This window comes from Collimonas sp. OK242 (assembly GCF_900107095.1).
Taxonomy (GTDB): Bacteria; Pseudomonadota; Gammaproteobacteria; order Burkholderiales; family Burkholderiaceae_D; genus Collimonas.
In genome coordinates this window covers 159196-178509 of sequence record NZ_FNOR01000009.1, presented here as the reverse complement: position 1 = coordinate 178509, position 19314 = coordinate 159196, and the positions used below count along the sequence as shown (strand labels likewise).

General features: G+C 57.9%; 18 protein-coding genes. 4 read left to right on the top strand and 14 right to left on the bottom strand.

Going from position 1 to position 19314, the window contains the following annotated elements:
* Nucleotides 1-10: 10 nt before the first annotated feature.
* The 6 genes from BLV81_RS12005 to BLV81_RS11980 form a co-directional block, all read right to left on the bottom strand.
* A complete protein-coding gene (locus BLV81_RS12005) occupies nt 11-1501 on the bottom strand; it encodes an RNA polymerase factor sigma-54 (RefSeq protein ID WP_092356221.1) in 1491 nt (496 codons plus the stop codon).
* 110 nt (nt 1502-1611) lie between these two features.
* On the bottom strand, nt 1612-2358 hold the full coding sequence (gene lptB / locus BLV81_RS12000) for an LPS export ABC transporter ATP-binding protein (protein WP_092356218.1): 747 nt from the start codon (nt 2356-2358) through the stop codon (nt 1612-1614).
* Nucleotides 2355-2909 carry a lipopolysaccharide transport periplasmic protein LptA gene (gene lptA / locus BLV81_RS11995; protein ID WP_176992825.1) on the bottom strand — a complete coding sequence of 185 codons (555 nt, stop codon included), beginning with the start codon at nt 2907-2909 and terminating at the stop codon, nt 2355-2357. The genes lptB and lptA overlap by 4 nt, the downstream gene beginning before the upstream one ends.
* Nucleotides 2910-2989: 80 nt before the next feature.
* Nucleotides 2990-3583: an LPS export ABC transporter periplasmic protein LptC gene (gene lptC / locus BLV81_RS11990; RefSeq protein WP_092356212.1), complete on the bottom strand. Its 594-nt coding sequence runs from the start codon at nt 3581-3583 to the stop codon at nt 2990-2992.
* A complete protein-coding gene (locus tag BLV81_RS11985) occupies nt 3580-4164 on the bottom strand; it encodes a KdsC family phosphatase (RefSeq protein WP_092356209.1) in 585 nt (194 codons plus the stop codon). The genes lptC and BLV81_RS11985 overlap by 4 nt, the downstream gene beginning before the upstream one ends.
* Nucleotides 4164-5195 carry a KpsF/GutQ family sugar-phosphate isomerase gene (locus BLV81_RS11980; protein ID WP_092356206.1) on the bottom strand — a complete coding sequence of 344 codons (1032 nt, stop codon included), beginning with the start codon at nt 5193-5195 and terminating at the stop codon, nt 4164-4166. Before BLV81_RS11980 ends, BLV81_RS11985 begins: the two co-directional genes overlap by 1 nt.
* Before the next feature lie 134 nt (nt 5196-5329).
* Here BLV81_RS11980 and BLV81_RS11975 point away from each other — a divergent pair, with 134 nt between their 5' ends.
* Both BLV81_RS11975 and BLV81_RS11970 read left to right on the top strand, forming a co-directional pair.
* Entirely contained in the window at nt 5330-7354 is a 2025-nt protein-coding gene (locus BLV81_RS11975) for a monovalent cation:proton antiporter family protein (protein WP_092356203.1), read from the top strand.
* 71 nt (nt 7355-7425) lie between these two features.
* Nucleotides 7426-8601, top strand: a complete 1176-nt coding sequence (locus BLV81_RS11970; RefSeq protein WP_143036324.1) for a PepSY-associated TM helix domain-containing protein — start codon at nt 7426-7428, stop codon at nt 8599-8601.
* Here the strand turns inward: BLV81_RS11970 and BLV81_RS11965 are convergent.
* From BLV81_RS11965 to BLV81_RS11945, 6 genes are all read right to left on the bottom strand, one after another.
* On the bottom strand, nt 8587-9366 hold the full coding sequence (locus BLV81_RS11965; protein ID WP_092356197.1) for a phytanoyl-CoA dioxygenase family protein: 780 nt from the start codon (nt 9364-9366) through the stop codon (nt 8587-8589). The genes BLV81_RS11970 and BLV81_RS11965 overlap by 15 nt on opposite strands.
* Before the next feature lie 15 nt (nt 9367-9381).
* A complete protein-coding gene (gene uvrA / locus BLV81_RS11960; protein WP_092356194.1) occupies nt 9382-12249 on the bottom strand; it encodes an excinuclease ABC subunit UvrA in 2868 nt (955 codons plus the stop codon).
* A gap of 176 nt (nt 12250-12425) precedes the next feature.
* Nucleotides 12426-12647 (bottom strand): hypothetical protein, encoded by a 222-nt coding sequence (locus BLV81_RS23935; protein WP_176992821.1) that lies wholly within the window; start codon nt 12645-12647, stop codon nt 12426-12428.
* Entirely contained in the window at nt 12547-12900 is a 354-nt protein-coding gene (locus BLV81_RS11955) for a YXWGXW repeat-containing protein (RefSeq protein ID WP_369823869.1), read from the bottom strand. Before BLV81_RS11955 ends, BLV81_RS23935 begins: the two co-directional genes overlap by 101 nt.
* A gap of 220 nt (nt 12901-13120) precedes the next feature.
* Entirely contained in the window at nt 13121-14254 is a 1134-nt protein-coding gene (locus tag BLV81_RS11950) for a nickel/cobalt efflux protein RcnA (protein WP_092356188.1), read from the bottom strand.
* 102 nt (nt 14255-14356) lie between these two features.
* The gene (locus BLV81_RS11945; RefSeq protein WP_092356185.1) at nt 14357-14635 is read right to left on the bottom strand and encodes a metal/formaldehyde-sensitive transcriptional repressor; all 279 of its coding nucleotides are present in this window, start codon (nt 14633-14635) and stop codon (nt 14357-14359) included.
* Nucleotides 14636-14975: 340 nt separating this feature from the next.
* Here BLV81_RS11945 and BLV81_RS11940 point away from each other — a divergent pair, with 340 nt between their 5' ends.
* On the top strand, nt 14976-16220 hold the full coding sequence (locus BLV81_RS11940) for an MFS transporter (RefSeq protein ID WP_369823864.1): 1245 nt from the start codon (nt 14976-14978) through the stop codon (nt 16218-16220).
* A 134-nt stretch (nt 16221-16354) separates the two neighbouring features.
* Entirely contained in the window at nt 16355-16852 is a 498-nt protein-coding gene (gene ssb, locus BLV81_RS11935; RefSeq protein WP_092356178.1) for a single-stranded DNA-binding protein, read from the top strand.
* A gap of 117 nt (nt 16853-16969) precedes the next feature.
* On the opposite strand, the gene BLV81_RS11930 is transcribed toward ssb, so the two are convergent.
* Nucleotides 16970-17836, bottom strand: a complete 867-nt coding sequence (locus BLV81_RS11930) for a fumarylacetoacetate hydrolase family protein (protein ID WP_092356175.1) — start codon at nt 17834-17836, stop codon at nt 16970-16972.
* 69 nt (nt 17837-17905) lie between these two features.
* Nucleotides 17906-19309 carry a dihydropyrimidinase gene (gene hydA, locus BLV81_RS11925; protein ID WP_092356172.1) on the bottom strand — a complete coding sequence of 468 codons (1404 nt, stop codon included), beginning with the start codon at nt 19307-19309 and terminating at the stop codon, nt 17906-17908.
* Nucleotides 19310-19314 lie beyond the last annotated feature (5 nt).

The window sequence follows — 19314 nt, the reverse complement described above, 5'->3', positions numbered from 1 at the left end:
CAGAAAAAAACTACAAAGCCTTGCGAAGATTAACAGACGGAATTTTCAGAGCTTCGCGATATTTTGCGACGGTGCGGCGGGCGACCACCATACCTTGTTCCGCAAGCATGTCGGCAATCTTGCTGTCAGAGAAAGGATTTTTTGAATCTTCCGCTCCTATCAATTGCTTAATGAGTGCCCTGATTGCCGTTGAGGAAGCCTCTCCACCTGCCTCAGTAGCAACATGGCTGCCGAAGAAATACTTCAGTTCAAACATCCCATGGGGAGTAAGCATGTATTTCTGTGTGGTTACACGAGAAATAGTGCTCTCGTGTAGTCCCAGTGTATCAGCTATTTCACGCAACACAAGCGGCCTCATCGCGACCGCCCCATGAGAAAAGAAGTTCCTCTGGCGCTCCACTATCGCTTGCGCCACGCGCAAGATGGTGTCGAAGCGCTGACGCATATTCTTGATCAGCCACTTGGCTTCCTGCAGTTGTGAAGTGAGCGCACCGTCGCCCTTGCTTTGCTTCAGAATATTGGCATACATGACATTCACCCTCAACCTTGGCATGACGTCATTATTCAGCATTACCTGCCAGCCTTGCTTGCTGCGCCTGACGATCACATCCGGCACCACATAGTCTGAAGTGTTGGCGGCGAAGGGCGCGCCGGGATGGGGATTGCATTGTTTGATGACGGCCTGCGCCTCACGCAGATCCTCGTCGTCGCAATCGAGCGCTTTCTTGATTCTGTTGAAATCACGTTGCGCAAAAAGCATCAGGTGATCTTGTACAATCGCCAATGCCAGGCGGCGCGTGACAAATGGCACTTTGATAAAACGCTTGATCTGCAAGCTCAGGCATTCCGCCGCGTTACGTGCGCCGACGCCTGCCGGGTCGAAGCTTTGCACCATTTTCAGCGCCATCGACAACTCTTCGATAGCGATCTCCAACTCGGGTGGCAGACGCTCCAGAATTTCTTCCAGCGTTTCTTCCAGGTAGCCATTATCGTCCAACGCATCGATGGTCAGTTCGACCAATGCCCGATCGCGTATGTCGTGCAGCGTTTCGCGCATTTGCTGCAGCAGATGTTCACGCAAGGTCAACTCGTGGGCTCCCAGCTGCGGCCGCGCATCCTCGTCGTCCGAGGTTTTTGAGCTGCGTGCGATATCGTCAAAACTCCATTCGCTATCGCCGCTATCACCGTTTTCGGGGCTGCCATCCGCCGCCGCCGGCGTATCTAAACTGGCTTCGCTTTCGCTGGGCGAGCTGCTGACCTCACTATCGCCTACCGGCGCATCCATGGTTGACGTACTGCCGCTGATGGCGCCGTCCGCCAGCAGGCGTACGGAATTATCGAGCGGGTCGTCGACCCTCTCCAGCAGCGGATTGTCCGACAAGATCTGTTCCAGTTCCTGATGCAGTTCGAGCGTAGACAGTTGCAACAGTCGTATCGACTGCTGCAGCTGAGGCGTCAGCGCAAGATGCTGGGAAGTGCGAAGCTGGAGTGATTGTTTCATGGCTACCGTGCGGACAATTCACTTCTATTATTTGTTGTAAGGAGTTTAAGCGCAGCCGTGGTGCGGCGAATTACGCTGCCTGCAATTACATCGTTCTCACGTTCGTGACGTTACATGCGGAAATGCTCACCGAGATATACGCGCCGTACCGACTCGTCGGCGATGATGTCGTCCGGACTGCCGCTGGCCAGCACGCTGCCCTGATTGATGATGTAGGCGCGATCGCAAATGCCCAAGGTTTCGCGCACATTGTGATCGGTAATCAACACGCCTATGCCGCGCTCCTTGAGGAAGCGGACGATGCGCTGGATCTCGATCACGGCAATCGGATCGATCCCGGCAAACGGTTCATCCAGCAGGACGAAGCGCGGATTGGTCGCCAGCGCGCGGGCAATTTCGACACGCCGACGTTCGCCGCCGGAGAGCGACAAGGCCTGGCTTTCACGCAGTTTTTCGATTTGCAATTCGTGCAACAGCTTATGTAACTGCTCGTCGATCTCAGCCTTGGTGAGCGCCTTGCCATTGGGGCGCTGCAATTCCAGTACGGCGCGGATATTGTCTTCTACGGTCAGCTTGCGGAATACCGATGCTTCCTGCGGCAGATACGACAGGCCAAGCACTGCGCGCCGATGGATCGGCAGGCGCGAGATGTCGACGCCGTCCAGATCGATCTCGCCGCCATCCGATGGCACCAGGCCGACGATCATATAGAAGGAAGTGGTTTTGCCGGCGCCGTTCGGCCCCAGCAGACCGACCACTTCGCCGCACCGGACTTCCAGCGACACGTCATGCACCACCTGGCGCGCGCCATAACTTTTTTGCAAACCTTTGGCGATCAGGGTGCTAGGCGCGGTCATGGCGCCGCCTTCGGACGTGGCTGGATCACTGCGCGTATGCGTCCGGCGCCAGACTGGCTAGTGCCGTTGACCGTATTGTTGACTGAATAGAATTCAGTGCGGCTGTCGTAGGAAATGAATTCGCCGTTCACTTCGTCAGTCGGCTTGTCGCCTTGCAGGCGTCGCATTTGGGCCTTCGAAAACAGCTTGGTGACTTCGGTCTTGCCGTCGTATTCAATACGCTCGGCGTGGCCGTCGATCCACAGGTCCGGACCGCCGTCGCGCTTTTGACGGAACGTCGCCAGCTTGCCCGGATCCGCATACAAGGTAGCGAATTGATAGCCCGACGGGTCGGTGGTCACCACTACGCGATCGGCTTTCATCAGCAGCGTGCCACGCGTCAGGACCACATTACCGGTGGCGACGTTGACTTGCTTGACGTCGTCATAAGTAAGCTGGTCGGAATCGATCAGCGTCGGTTTCTCGGAGTCTGCTTTTTCCGCATGCGCCACGCCGGCGGCGCCGACGCTGACGCCGAGTAATAGCAGAGATATGAAAAAGATTCGTTTCATGAAAAATCCTGAATAAAGGATAGAGCTGTATGCATAAAATGGGTCGCGCTGGATTGCAATGGGTGCATATTCGTCGTCGCTCAACGCGGTGTCGGCGGAAACACGCCATGCACCTTGCTAAACAGTTTCAGTACGCGCGTGGAATTGTTGAAATCCATGCCGGTGCCGTGCAATACCGATTGCCCCAGCGTGAGTTCCACCGGTTTGTCTGATTGCATGACATCGTCGTCTGGCAATAGCAGCAGATACTCGGATTTCAGGTGAAAATTATCTGCCTTCGGCGTCTTGGGCCGATCCGCGTTAACGTCGCCGTATAAATGCACCTTGCTATTGTTGTCTTCAATCTTGCCGCTGTTCGCGCGCAGGTTCATCGGCGGCTTTTCTTTATCCAGGCTATGGATCAGCGGCTTTTGTACATCAAACGAATCGTCCACCGGATTGTGCGTCAGCAGATCGCCGGAGATGTTGTAGCGCGGCAGTCCGCTGGGCGACATTTGTACATAGTTGAAATGCTCGACGAAGTAATCCGGCTCGCTGCGCGCCGCCTTCGGCTGCGAGTCCTCGGTATGTTTGTTCATCACCTGCACCAGCCAGAAACTGCCGAGCGCCAGCAAGATGAGCAATATCAGCAACAGCAGGAAGCGAAAGCGATAGGCGGTGCGCAGATTTTTCATGCTGTACCTGGCGGAGTTGCACGCAAAGTAACGTGCAGATACGATGCCAATGCACCGGCATAAGTATTTTGTGCAAGCATGATCAGGTCGCAGATTTCACGCGCGGCACCGTGGCCGCCGCCGGCCTGGGTGACGTAGTGTACGCGACTTCTGACGTCTGGATGGCCGTTCGGCACGCTGGCGGCAAAACCGACTTGCGACAGGATCGGCAAGTCGATCACATCGTCGCCGATGAATCCGCATGCGTCCGGCGTCAGCTGCAGTTGCGCCAGCAACGCTGCAAAAGCTGCGTGCTTGTCATGCACACCTTGATGCACATGGGCGATGCCGAGGTCGCTGGCGCGACGGCTGACAATCGCCGACTGGCGTGCGCTGATGATCGCAGTGGCGACGCCGCTTTGCTGCAGCTGTTTGATGCCATGCCCATCGAGCACGTTAAAGCGTTTGAGTTGTTCGCCGTCGGCGCCATACAGCAGGCCGCCGTCGGTCAGGATGCCGTCGACATCAAAAATCATCAGGCGAACCCGCGCGGCACGCGCTGTCAGATCGGTGCTTTCGCCATGGCTAGCCAGGGTCGTCATCAGATCACCTTGGCGCGGGTCAGGTCATGGATATGCAGCGCGCCGACCAGCTTGCCGGCGGCATCGCTTACCAGCAGCTGATTGATGCGGAACTGCTCCATCATATGCACCGCATCGACCGCCAGTTGATCGGGGCCTATGGTGCGCGGATTGGCGTGCATCACGTCGGCGATCGTCAGCTTGGTGAAATCTTGCACCTGCTCGATCAGGCGCCGCAGATCGCCATCGGTAAACACGCCGATGGCATGGAAATGTTCGTCCACCACGGCGGTCATGGCGATCCCCTTGCGGGTGATCTCAAGCAAGGCCATCGACAGCGATACATCCGCAGTCACCGCCGGGATTGCTTCGCCGCTGCGCATGACGTCACGCACATGGGTCAGCAGACGGCGTCCAAGTGCGCCGCCAGGATGGGAGCGGGCGAAATCTTCCTCGCGGAAGCCACGCGCATCCAGCAGCGCTACCGCCAAGGCGTCGCCCATCGCCAAGGTGGCGGTGGTGCTGGCGGTGGGGGCCAGATTCAAGGGGCAGGCTTCCTGGTCCACCTTGACATTCAGGTGCACGTTGGCGAGTTGCGCCAATGCCGAGCCGTCATTGCCGGTCATCGCGATCAGGCTGGCGCCCATGCGTTTGATGATCGGCACGATCGCCATCAGCTCGGCGGTTTCGCCTGAATTGGAGATGGCAATGAAGGCATCGTCCTCGGTCACCATGCCAAGATCGCCATGCGCGGCTTCGGCAGGATGGATGAACAGCGCCGGGGTGCCGGTAGAGGCTAGCGTCGCGGCGATCTTGCGGGCAATGTGGCCGGATTTTCCTATGCCGGACACGACTACCCGGCCGTTGCAATTGAGCAGCAAGCCAATTGCCTGGGCGAAGGGATCGTTGAGGTTGTCCGAGATCCGGTTTTTCAATGCAATAATGGCATCGGCTTCGATTTGCAGGGTGCTGCGGGCAAGCTCTAGCGCACGGCCGGCATCGAATGACCTGGACAGGGAGTGTGGCAAATTTTTGGTATCGGATAGACTCATCCCGAAAGTATAAACGAAATCCTAAAGCAAAAAACTTGCCAGTCTTCATCGGCTTCAATTAATCTGTCTTCAGCCCTTTTCGATTTAGCGTTGCCGCAACATAATGTTGATATTGAATTAATTGATTGCCAATAATGCTTTCCGGACTTGAACTGACAATCTTGTTGCTTGGCTCCGCCGTACTTGGGGTGGTAGCTTTTCGCAGCTTCCATTTGCCACCCATGCTGGGCTATCTGGTGGTGGGGATCCTGATCGGCCCGCATGCGCTGGGCTTTGCAGAAGATAACGCCACCACCCACGCGCTGGCCGAATTTGGCGTGGTGTTTTTGATGTTTTCCATCGGACTCGAATTTTCGCTGCCGAAATTGACGGCCATGCGGCATATCGTGTTCGGACTGGGCATGGCGCAGGTGCTGCTGACCATCGGCGCCACCATGCTTTTCGGCTGGCTGATGGCGATCGTCCTGCCGCAATTCACCAATATCAGCTGGCAGGCGGCGTTCGCCCTGGGCGGCGCGCTGACCATGTCGTCCACCGCCATCGTCTCCAAGTTGCTGACGGAAAGAATGGAGCTGGAAACCGAGCACGGGCGCCGCATCATCGGCATTCTGCTGTTTCAGGACCTGGCGCTGGTGCCGCTGCTGATTATCGTGCCGGCGCTCAGCGAGCATTCCGGCAATTTGCTGGCGACGCTGGCCTGGGCTAGCGGCAAAGCGGTGCTGCTGCTGGCGCTGCTGCTGTTCTTCGGCCAGAAACTGATGCGGCGCTGGTTCCAGATCGTGGTACGGCGCCGCTCGCAAGAGCTGTTCATGCTGAATCTGCTGTTGATCACGCTGGCGTCCGCATGGATTACCGAACGCGCCGGTTTGTCGCTGGCGCTGGGCGCATTTATTGCAGGCATGCTGATTTCCGAAACCGAATACAAGCATCAGGTGGAAGAAGACATCAAATCGTTTCGCGACGTCTTGCTGGGTTTGTTCTTCATCACCGTCGGCATGTTGCTCAATCTGCGCCTGGTAATGGAACACTGGTGGCTGGTATTGCTGTTGCTGATAGGGCCCGTGTTTCTCAAGTTCGTATTGATCGCCTTGCTGGCAAAAGTCTTTCGCTCTTCCACCGGCGTGGCGCTGCGCACCGGCTTGGCGCTGGCGCAGGCAGGGGAGTTCGGCTTCGTGCTGCTGAATCAGGCCGGCGGCCTGCAACTGATCGATCCTTTGCTGATCCAGCTGATCCTGGCGTCCATGGTGCTGTCGATGCTGGCCGCGCCGTTCGTCCTGGCCAAATCGGACGCGATCGTGATGAAACTGTCTTCCAGCGAATGGATGATGCAGTCGCTGGCCCTGACCCAGATTGCAACGCGCACCATGGCAACCAAGAAGCATGTGATCATCGCCGGCTTCGGCCGCAGCGGCCAGAGCCTGGCCAAGCTGCTGAAGGAAGAAGGCATCGATTACCACGCGCTGGATCTCGATCCGGATCGCGTGCGCGACGCACGCGCTGCCGGCGCCCAGGTTTCTTATGGCGACGCCTCGCGCCGCGAGAGCCTGGTAGCAGCGGGCGTGCATCGCGCCGCCGCCCTGGTGATCACCTATGCCAGCACGCCGTCCGCCCTGAAAGTGCTGCACCATGTGAGCGAACTGGCGCCGACGCTGCCGGTGATCGTGCGCAGCTACGACGATACCGATCTCGACCAGTTGCGCGCCGCCGGCGCCACCGAAGTGGTGCCGGAAGCCATGGAAGGCAGCCTGATGCTGGCCTCGCATGCGCTGGTCTTGCTGGGAGTGCCCTTGCGCCGCGTGGTGCACCGGGTGCAGGCTACGCGTGATGAACGCTATGCCACCTTGCGCGGATTTTTCCACGGCATCGACGATGCGCCGGATGCCGCCGATCATTTGCAAGTGCGCTTGCATTCAGTGGCTTTGCCGCCAGGCGCTCGCGCCATCGGCCGCTCGCTGGCCTGGCTGGGCCTGCCGGAAATGGGCGCTGAGATCACCGCTTTGCGGCGCGGCCGCAACGGTATTGCCATCACCCCGGAGGCGGTGTTGCAGGCAGGAGACATTGTCGTCCTGCGTGGTGCGGCAGATGCCATCTCCCGGGCCGAAGGGCGCTTGCTGCAAGCGTGGGCCAGCAGCAGCCATCACAGTGACGAAGATTTTTGAGAATAATACCCATTCTCATTCAATCGAGATTTACAATACTCGCTTTATGTAAGGTGTAAGCGAGTTTGATTGTGAAAAAAGCAATGCGTCATTGGCTGGTTAAATTACATCGCTACAGCGGTTTGTTGCTGTCCCTGTTTCTTGTCATGGCTGGCCTGACCGGCGCAGCGCTGGCGTTTAACGATGACATCGATGCCTGGCTGAATCCGCAGTTCTACCATCTCGCCGTCCCCGCCAGCGCCACAAGCAGCCGGCAGCCTGTCGATGTGCTGGCAGCCCGGATTGAACACGATTATCCGCATGCGCGGCTGGCTTTTTTTGCCATGGGGCAGGACGCCGCCGCGCCGCTCCAGGCAAAACTGCGTTCGCGCAAACCGAACGGCGAGCTGCCGGTGGATACGGTATTTATCGATCCGTTCAGCGCTACCGTAGTCGGTGAACGCAATACCAAAGCGGTCGGCCTGGCGCCGCAAAACCTGATGCCGTTTCTATTCCGCTTGCATCGCTATCTGTTGCTGGACAAGCCCGGTGCCATCATCTCCGGCAGCCTCGGTTTGTTGTGGGTAGCGACGCTATTGATCGGCTTTGCACTGGCCTGGCCCAAGCATCGCAATGGCTGGGGCAAGGCACTGTCGATCAAACGCGGCGCCGGCAGTTTTCGCCTGATGTACGACCTGCATCGCACGGTAGGCCTGGTCGCTGGAATATTGCTGGTGATAACGGCCTTTACCGGCGCTGTGATGAATTTGCCGGACGTCGCCCGTCCGCTGGTTTCCAGCCTGTCGGTGCTGACGCCGCCGCCCAAGGGCTCGGCCGCTGAAAGCCAGCCGAAAGTCCTGCAAATCAATTGGCAGCAAGCGCTGGCTGCGGCACAGGCAAGCATGCCGCTCGCTACGCCGGCGCGCATCGCGCGTGACGAGAAGCGCGGCATCTACCAAGTCCGTTTGCGCAAGCCGGATGACATCCAGGATGGCGGCAGTGTGCGGGTATTTATCGATGCCGCGGACGGCCATGTGCTGCGCGCGCTGGATCCGCTAAAAGGTTCTGCCGGCGATACCTTCATGGGCGTGCAGTATGGCTTGCATACCGGTCAGATACTGGGTTTGCCGGGCAAGATACTGGTCGCGTTCCTGGGTCTGCTGCCGCTCTTGTTCATGATTACCGGGATCGCCATCTGGCTGCAAAAGCGGAAATCGGAAACCTTGGCGCGCGCGCGTCGTTTGCACCTGGCTTCAATGGCTCAGTAGGATATCTTCCGAGGCGGCGGAACGGCTGCCCGGCACCGGCTGGTTGCTTTGTCCATGATAAGCAAATACCACCGATTCCTTGACCGCTTCGGTATTATTCCTGCCGGCTGCGTGGAACAGTCCGCTATGGAAAAAGACCACATCGCCTTGCTGCAATTCTACCGCTTTCCCTTGTGCAAACAAGGCCTGGTTTGCGGCGATTTCCGGCCGCAGGAAATCCAGCTGGTCCATCTGTTCGGGTTTGACGTCGAAGCGGTGCGAACCTGGAATGAAGCACAGGCCGCCATTATTCTGGTTCTCGCTATCGAGCGCCAGCCAGACCGAGATCAACTCGTTGCGCGGGAACGACCAGTAGCGAATATCGCGATGCCAGCCGGTGGCGGTGCCGAAATGCGGGTGCTTGGTCATCACGCAATTGTGATGCGATAAGGTCAGGCATACCGGCTCGCCCAGCAGCAGCTCCAGCATCGCCACCAGCTGCGGATTGCGAGCCCAGGCGCGATAGGCGTCGTGTCGCTGATAGGCATTGCGCAGGCGGCGTGCAGTGCGGCCGCCGACGCTATCGAGCGACTTTGGCGCGCCGGGGTAGCCGACTTCGGATTCGTATTCCAGCGGCGCCACCGCCTGCGCCAGATGGTCATTGGCGGTGGCGATCATCAGCTCGCAATCCGCGGCCGGCACCATGCGCGGCAAGATCAGATAACCGTCTGTTTGAAAGGCGGCGATTTGCGCTGCGGACAGCGCCGGAGTGGTGTTGGTCGACATGGTTATCTCGTTATATTATTTATTTTTCTGCAGCAAAGGCCCCAAATATTTGCCGGTGACGCTGGCCGCGTTTGCCGCCACCTGCTCCGGCGTCCCGGTAGCAATGATACGGCCGCCGCCGGCGCCGCCTTCGGGCCCGAGGTCAATCAGCCAGTCGGCGGTTTTGATGACATCCAGGTTATGTTCGATGATGACCACGGTATTGCCCTGGTTGCGCAGGCGGTGAATCACCTTCAGCAGCAGATCGATATCATGGAAATGCAAGCCGGTGGTCGGCTCATCCAGGATGTACAGGGTGCGGCCGGTGTCGCGTTTCGACAGTTCCAGCGACAGCTTGACCCGCTGCGCTTCGCCGCCGGACAAGGTGGTTGCGCTTTGGCCGAGCCGGATATAGCCGAGGCCCACATCCAGCAGTGTATGCAGTTTGCGCGCAATGACCGGCACCGGCTTGAAGAATTCGTAAGCTTCTTCCACCGTCATGCCCAGCACTTCGGTAATGTTCTTGCCCTTGTATTGCACTTCCAGCGTTTCGCGGTTGTAGCGCTTGCCGTGGCAGACGTCGCAAGGCACATACACGTCAGGCAGGAAATGCATTTCAACCTTGATCACGCCATCGCCCTGGCAAGCCTCGCAGCGGCCGCCCTTGACGTTGAACGAGAAGCGTCCGGCGTTGTAGCCGCGTTCCTTGGCCATCGGCACGGTGGAGAACAAATCGCGGATCGGTGTAAACAAGCCGGTATAGGTCGCCGGATTGGAGCGCGGCGTGCGTCCGATAGGCGCCTGGTCGACCGAGATCACCTTGTCGAAATGCTCCAGCCCGCCGATCGACTCATGCGCCGCCGGTTCGGCTTGCGAGCCGTACAGGTGACGCGCCGCGGCGTGATACAAGGTATCGTTGACCAGTGTCGATTTACCCGAACCGGACACGCCGGTAACGCAGGTCAGCAAGCCGACCGGCAAATTCATCGTGACGTTCTTCAGGTTGTTGCCGGTGGCGCCGGTGATGATGAACTGGCGATCAGGATCGGCCGGCACGCGCTGTTCCGGCACCGCGATCTTCAGCGTGCCGTTCAGGTATTTCGCCGTCAGCGATTTTTTGTTCTTGAGAATCTGATCCAGCGTACCTTCTGCAATCACCTCGCCGCCGTGCACGCCGGCGCCCAGTCCCATGTCGACCACATAGTCGGCGGTGCGGATCGCATCTTCATCGTGTTCCACCACCAGCACGCTATTGCCGATGTCGCGCAGATGGCGCAAGGTTTCGATCAGGCGATCGTTGTCGCGCTGATGCAAGCCGATCGACGGTTCATCCAGCACGTACATGACGCCAGTCAGGCCGGAACCGATTTGCGAAGCCAGCCGGATCCGTTGCGCTTCGCCGCCGGACAAGGTGTCGGCGCTGCGTTCCAGCGACAGGTAATCGAGGCCGACATTGTTGAGGAAGGTCAGGCGCGAAACGATTTCCTTGATGATGCGGTCAGCGATTTCTTTCTTGGCGCCTGTCAGTTTCAGCTTTTCGAAGAACGACAAAGTCTCGCGCAGCGGCGTCGCCGCGATTTCGTAAATGGCTCTTTCCTGTTTGCCGTTGCCAACCTTGACGAAACGCGCTTCGACGCGCAATCGCGCGCCGTGGCAGGACGGGCATTCTTTTTCGTTGATGAACTTGGCCAGTTCTTCTTTCACCGCCATCGAATCCGTCTCGCGATAACGGCGCTGCAGATTGTTGACCACCCCTTCAAACGTGTGTTCCTTGATCACGGTACGGCCGCGTTCATTGACATAGCTGAACGGAATGGTTTCCTTGCCGGAGCCGTACAACACAGCTTGCTGCGATTTTTCCGGCAGCTTTTCGAACGGCACATCGATGTCGAAATCGTAGTGCGCCGCGATATTGGTCAGCATCTGGAAATAAAACTGGTTGCGTCGGTCCCAACCCTTGACCGCGCCGCTGGCCAGCGACAGGTTAGGGAAGGCGACGATGCGCTTGGGATCGAAAAATTCGATATGGCCCAAGCCATCGCATTCCGGACAGGCGCCCATCGGATTATTGAAAGAGAACAGGCGCGGCTCCAGCTCCTGCAGCGAATAGCCGCAGATCGGGCAGGCAAACTTGTTGGAGTACACGTGCTCGGCGCCGCTGTCCATTTCCAGCGCAATCGCGCGACCTTCAGCCAGGCGCAGCGCGGTTTCAAAACTTTCCGCCAGCCGTTGCTTGGTGTCGGCCTTCACCTTCAAGCGATCGATCACCACATCGATAGTGTGCTTCTCGGTCTTCTTCAGCTTGGGCAAATCGTCGACTTCATAAATCTTGGCGGTGCCGGTGCCGCTCTGGATGCGGAAGCGCACAAAGCCCTGTGCCTGCATCTGTTCAAACAGATCGACATGTTCGCCCTTGCGATTCGCCACCACCGGCGCCAGGATCATCAGCTTGGTGTCTTCCGGCATCGCCAGCACCGCATCCACCATCTGCGACACCGACTGCGCCGCCAGCGGTTTCTCCGGATGATCCGGGCAATACGGCGTGCCGACGCGTGCATACAGCAGCCGCAGATAATCGTGGATCTCCGTCACTGTGCCAACGGTGGAGCGCGGATTATGCGAAGTGGCTTTCTGTTCAATCGAAATCGCCGGCGACAAACCTTCGATCAGATCGACATCCGGCTTCTCCATCAACTGCAGGAATTGCCTGGCGTAGGAGGACAGCGATTCGACGTAGCGCCGCTGGCCTTCCGCATACAGCGTGTCAAACGCCAGCGACGACTTGCCGGAGCCGGACAAGCCGGTGATCACGATCAGTTTGTTGCGCGGTAAATCCAGATTGATGTTCTTGAGGTTATGCGTACGCGCACCCCGGATGCGGATTTCTTCCCGTTTATTATCCATCTACAGCTTTCAGCGTAAGTTTAAGGCCGTGTTGGCTTGTTGGAAATGCAATTTTCACGTGTGAAGGGCTTGCGGCTGCCATCGGCGAGAATATCCAGCCGCTGCTGCAAATGCCATATCAAACGGATCAACCTAGCACTATATCAGGGTCGGGATTTTAGAGTTTGCTCCGGCGATCACGCGTGAATGGGGCGCGCTGGCGGAGTGAAGGGATGAGAGGGGAGCGAATGAATCTGGAACGCATGAATCCAAGCCTGATCCGATGGATAGATCGGATCAGGCTGGCGCAGCCATACTTCAGCAATTACCTTTTTTGGCTTGTCCTGGCGGGCAATGATAGCGGCCTCTGTCGTCGTCACGCCGGTCATCATCGCGACGCTCGTCACGATAATTTTCATGGCGGTCGCCGCCCTGGCGCCAGCCGCCGCGACGCAGTTCCCATCCGTTACTTCCTTGAAACCATTCCGGCCGGTCGTACAGATACCCGCTGCGCGCTCTTTCCCAATGTCCGCCAGCCCAAACATGGCGGCCGCCGTCCCAATTCCAGTATCCTGGCGCCCAGATGTAGCCAACCCGCGGCGGCGGCACAATTTCGTATCTTGGCGGAGGCGGCGGTGTTCCAATCGTGATGTTTACACCTATTTGCGCCATAGCCGAGGTTGGCATAAAGGCGGTGGCGCTGGCTGCTACAAGCGCTGCTGCGCAGAGTATGCGTTTCATATCTATTTCCCACAGTTATTTGGTGTTACAAACTATATCCGTTTTTATTTCGAAAACGATTAATGATGCAATAAATTACATCTAAATTGCACACGTTACAGCTGTTAAAAAATGTGAAATTTGTTGTTCGCGATACCCACAAAAAAGGCATTCATAGCAAGGCGTGCAAGCCTTGATAAGCAACATAGAAGCCAACCAGCAGGATCAGCGCGCCGGAAAAATATGGCGCTTTGCGTGCAAATTCACCGAATCCACTCCAGCGTTTGGACACGTGTTTTACGCTCAAGGCGGCTAAAGCACCGGACAGCACCATCGTCAATGCCAGGCCGATACTGAAACACAGAACCAATGTCGCCCCAAGGGCGATCTTTTTCAGTTGCAGGCACAACAGCAATACGGTGATCGAGGCAGGGCAGGGAATCAGGCCGCCGGTCAAGCCGAACATGATGATCTGCCCGGTTGTCACCTCACGATTGGCGAAGCGGTGGCGGATGTCGTTGGCGTGCGCTAACTCGTGCGGGTCTTGATAACCCGGCGCCGATACATCCAGCCTTTCATAATCCTTGATGACGTGGCGATCGTGGCCGGCGTGTTCTACGTACTCCACGTCATAGTCGTGGCCATGCTGTTCATGTCCCAGGCGCAGGCGCGCCACGAATTCGTGGGGTTCGGGAATCACTTGCTCCGATTCGACAAAGCCGTCGCGTTGTCCGAAGGTGAATGACTGCGTGCCGCCGTCAGCCCGCTCCGTCGTTATCCTCACCTGATCCGCACCCCAGGTGTGGCCATGCTTGTTGTCGCTGTACAGCCGGAAGCGCGGCGGGATGCCATCCTCGAATATTTCCAATCGCACTATGCCGTGACCGGTGTCGATCCGCTTGGTTTCATCGTGCTGATGGTTGTGATTGTGAGCGTGATCATGGCTGTGCCCGGCGAGCTGCTGGTGCCGCCAGGTCCGCCATATCATCCATGCTGCGACACCGATAATCAGTACCGCGGACGCCACTTGAAAGTACGGTTCGCTAGCCTCGGCATTCCATTGCCGGCCAAAGTATAATCCTATCAATGCGACGGCCCACACGACAGCGGTGTGGGAGATAGTCGCCGATAGTCCGAGCAGGATGGCTTGCGTCATCGTGCCGCGTATCGCGACGATGAAGGCCGCCATCATGGTCTTGGAGTGACCAGGTTCGAGGCCATGTAATGCGCCCAGCAAGATCGCGCTGGGAATGAACAGCCAGGCATTGGACGCGCCCTGCTGCAGCAGAGTTGCAAATTCAGTCATGGGACAGCCTTATATGTTTTTGTAGATTGCTTCGAGTCGGCGCAGGCATGCAAAAAACGGCAAGGGGCCGCTCACTGCGCAGTCACTGCATGCTCGCCGGACTCACTTGAAATAGCTGTTGACGACATCAATCAATTGCTCCCTGGCGTCGCCGTGCCCTTCATGGCTGTCCGGGTCTGCATCCACCAGGTGGGTGCGTATGTGATCTTCCAGAACAACCGCCAGCAAGCCGTTCATGGCGCCGCGACAGCTGGTAATTTGCTGGAGTACATCCATGCAACCCTTCTCATCTTCCAACGCGCGTTCGATGGCATCGACCTGGCCGCGAATGCGGCGCACCCGGTTCAAGAGTTTTTGCTTGTCTTTGATCGTATGTCCCATGACCGTCTCAGTAGATAATATAGGGGGGTATACTATATATGGGCAAAGAAACTGTAAACTACTTTGAGGAAAACTGACTGTTTGATGATGCTGGCGATGGCAAAAAGTCACTGAAAATAAAAAAACAGGCTGTGAAATTTCCAAGGGAAAGCGTCTGATGGCCGTTGGATGACAAACCGCGATGGAGCGCAAATAAATCAAGGCATTTCGCATCGGTCTCCGGCAAATTTTGGGTATGTCCAATATCCGTGCGGGTCACAGCCATTTCATTCCCTGATACTATGATGGGTTTCGATCTGCGCCGTCGTACAGCCTTAACGTTCCCATCCGGTTGCCCAATATGAATAATTCGTCCTCCTCTCCCGATAATGACGCAGGCAGCGGCATGAGCCGCGCCGAAGTCAAAGCCAGCGGCGCCCTGGCTTCGATCTTTGCATTGCGCATGCTCGGCCTGTTTTTGATTTTGCCGGTATTTGCGGTGCACGCTAAAACCCTGGCCGGCGGCGACAGCGCCACCCTGGTCGGACTCGCCATGGGGATTTACGGCCTGGCGCAATCGTTCGGACAAATTCCGTTCGGCGTGGCTTCCGATAAATACGGCCGCAAGAAGATCATCGTCATCGGACTGATCCTGTTTGCACTGGGCTCTTTCATTGCCGCCGCTGCCGACAATATCTACTGGGTCATCATCGGCCGCGCGATACAAGGTTCCGGCGCGATTTCGGCTGCGGTGACTGCTTTCATCGCCGATTCCACAAGGGAAGAACACCGCACCAAGGCCATGGCCATGGTTGGCGGTTCCATCGGTTTGACGTTTGCCTTGTCGCTGATCATTTCACCATTGCTGTATGAATGGGTCGGCATGGGCGGCATCTTTGCCATGACCGGTATCTTGTCGCTGGCGGCGATTGCGGTGGTGGTGTGGCTGGTGCCTTCGGCGCCGCTGATCAAGGCCAAGCGTGTGGCGTGGTCGGAAATCCTGCGTAACGGCGAACTGATGCGCTTGAACTATGGCGTGTTCGCCTTGCACATGACGCAAATGGCGATGTTCGTGGTGATGCCGGCGGCGCTGGTCAAATACGCCGGCCTGCCGCTCGAGTCGCACTGGAAAATCTATCTGCCGGTGGTGCTGGCTTCTTTTGTATTGATGCTGCCGCCGGTATTTGTCGGCGAGAAGCAAGGCAAGATGAAACAAGTGATGCTGGCCGCCGTGACTTTGTTGTTTATAGTGCAACTCGGATTGCTGTTGACATTCTCCATGGCAACTATTCATTGGCAATGGCTGGTCGTGTTGTTGCTAGGGTTCTTCATTGCTTTCAACGTGCTGGAAGCCAGCCAGCCGTCGCTGGTGTCGCGCATCGCGCCGCCGGCGGCCAAAGGCGCCGCGCTGGGCGTGTACAACACCATGCAAGCCCTGGGTTTGTTCTGCGGCGGCGCCCTAGGCGGATTGCTTAAACAGCACGTCGGCGCCCCCTCGGTTTTTATATTAGGAGGGGCAGCGGCCCTGTGCTGGCTTATAATCGCATCCAGCATGAAAAATTTGCCGCGCCGGGGCGCTTCATCGACCACGGCCGCGGCAGCGTAGTGCATGGCGCGCGGCAAGTTTCGTTAGGCAACCATTAAGCAACATCAGACAGCCAGCGCCAGGGTCCCGGGCACAACGCATCAGGCGTAATTTTCAACGCATTTTCAAGATATGAGCATTTAGGAGAGCATTACATGGCATCGGTCAATAAAGTCATTATCGTCGGCAATCTCGGCCGCGACCCGGAAACACGCTACATGCCGAACGGCGAAGCGGTCACCAACATCGCCGTTGCCACCACGGAAAGCTGGAAAGACAAGAATAGCGGCGAGAAAAAAGAATTAACCGAGTGGCACCGCATCACCTTCTATCGCAAGCTGGCGGAGATCGCCGGCCAGTACCTGAAAAAAGGTTCGCAGATCTACGTCGAAGGCCGTCTGCAAACGCGCAAATGGCAAGATAAGGATGGCGCCGAACGCTTCACCACCGAAATCATCGCGGACACCATGCAGATGCTCGGCAGCCGTCAAGGTGCGGGCGGCAGCGCGCCTATGGACGATGGCGGTGGCTACAACAGCGCGCCACCGGCTCGCCAGCAAAACACCAGCGCCCCGGCGGCCCCGGCCCGCCAGGCGCCGGCTTCACGGCCAGCGCCGAATTTCTCGGATATGGATGACGATATTCCGTTCTAGCACCCAGCTAGTTAATTCTGTAAACAAGACCCGCTAAGTCACTGATTTAGCGGGTTTTTTCATTGCCCTGTATTTCGCCTGGCACGGCGTAGCACAGGCTGCAGCCAAGTAACGCAATCAACCGTCAATCAATTCCGGACTCCATGCATGCACCGATTGCTGCTGCTCACCCAGGCCGGCAATGCCCAGGCGCATCCGGTCGCCAGGCTTGAGGTAGATCGGGCCGGGTTTCTGGGCAAGTCCCACGCCGGCCGGGGTGCCGGTGCTGATGATGTCTCCCGGGTAGAGCGTCATGAAGCGGCTGATATAGCTGACCAGATGGGCGACGCTGAACAGCATGTTGCGCGTGCTGCCGTTTTGAAAGCGGCGGCCGTTGATCTCCAGCCATAGGTCCAGGTTCTGCGGGTCGGGCACCTCGTCCGCTGTCACCAGCCAGGGTCCGATCGGACCGAAGGTGTCGCAGCCCTTGCCTTTATCCCACTGGCCGCCGCGTTCGAGCTGGTATTCACGCTCGGAGATGTCGTTGACCACGCAATACCCCGCCACATGCTTGAGCGCATCGGCTTCAGACACATAACGCGCCGTGGTACCGATGATCACGCCCAGTTCCACCTCCCAATCGCTTTTTAGCGATCCCTGCGGCAGCACCACCGGATCGTTGCAGCCGATTACGGCGCTGGTTGGCTTCATGAACAACACCGGCTCGGCCGGTGCGGTAAGACCGGATTCGGCCGCATGGTCGGCGTAGTTCAACCCGACGCAAATGAATTTGCCGATGCCGTTGTAGGGTGGGGCAATGCGGCCCGGGTTTGCAACGATCGGGAGGGGCCGGATATCCAGCGCTGCCAGGCGGGCAAGCTGGGCAGGCGACAATGTTTGCGCATTAATGTCTGATAGCTGGCCCGACAAATCGCGGAGCAGGTTGTCAGCATCGATCAGTGCCGGCTTTTCATGGCCTTTGGGGCCGTAGCGTATTAATTTCACTGGCTTTCCCTTTTTCTAAAATGTCGCGGCCGACTCAGCGCAGCGCGACACGCTGCATGGGCATGTGTCTTAAATCGACGGCATACCGCAAGGCAGGAACTGCCCGGCGCCAGCCGTGCCGGTGAAGGCCTGATTCTCACTGACCACTTTGCCGTGCGACAGCGTCAGCACCGGCCAGCCTTGCACCGTCTTGCCTTCGTACGGCGTGTAATCGACCTCGTGGTGCAGCATGGCGTTGTTGATCACCATTTGACGCTTGGCGTCCCACAATACGATGTCAGCATCCGCGCCGACCATGATCGACCCCTTGCGTGGATACAGTCCGTACATCTTGGCCGGATTGGTTGCAGTCAAGGCGACAAACTGATGCACGTCGAGCCGCCCTTCCATTACACCGCCGGAGAACAGCAGCGGCAGGCGGGTTTCCAGGCCGGGGATGCCGTTCGGAATATATTGGAATGGCTGTTCCTTGCCGCCCAGCTTCTTGCCTTCGGCGTCGTCATAACGGAACGGCGCATGATCGGACGAGAAGATGCTGAAGGCGCCGTTGGTCAAACCGTCCCATACTGCTTTTTGATTTTCATGGTCGCGTGGCGGCGGGCTGCAGACGCACTTGGCGCCGTGATAGCCTTCGCCGCCAAGATCATGTTCAGTGAGGAACAGATATTGCGGGCAGGTCTCGGCATAGATGCGCAAGCCGCGGCCATGCGCCCAGCGGATCTGTTCGATTGCTTCGCGTCCCGATACGTGCACGATCAGGATCGGCACATCGACCAGTTCCGAGAACGTGATGGCGCGGTGCGTAGCTTCCCGCTCCACCGCCATCGGCCGGGACACGGCGTGATACTTCGGCGCGCTGTGGCCGGCATCGCTCAGGCGGTCGGTCAGCCAGCCGATGCAATCGGAATTCTCAGCATGGATCATCACCAGCGCCTTATGCTCGCGTGCCACCGACAGCACTTCCAGTATTTCGCGGTCGTTGAGTTTCAGATCGTCGTACGTCATGTAGATCTTGAACGAGGTATAACCCTGCCGGATCAGGTCCGGCAGTTCTTCCTGCAATACCTTCGGAGTCGGATCGGCTACGATCAGGTGAAAGGCGTAATCGATTGCCGCCTTGCCGGCTGCGCGCCGATGATAATCCTCGACCGCGGCATACAGCGAACCGCCTTTGCTTTGCGCCGCAAACGGAATCACCGTGGTGGTTCCGCCGCAGGCAGCGGACCGGGTTCCGGTAAAGAAATCATCCGCCATGCGCATGCCGTCCGGCATTGGCTGATCCAGGTGGCAATGGGCATCCACGCCCCCCGGCAAGACCAATAATCCGGTTGCATCAATTTCTTCAGCGCCGGCCGGTAAATTCTTGCCGAGTGCCTCGATCTTGCCGTCGCGAATGCCGATATCGCATTGAAATCGGTCAGACGCGGTCGCCACATCGGCATTGCGAATGACCAGGTCGAACGCTGTTGTCATGATGG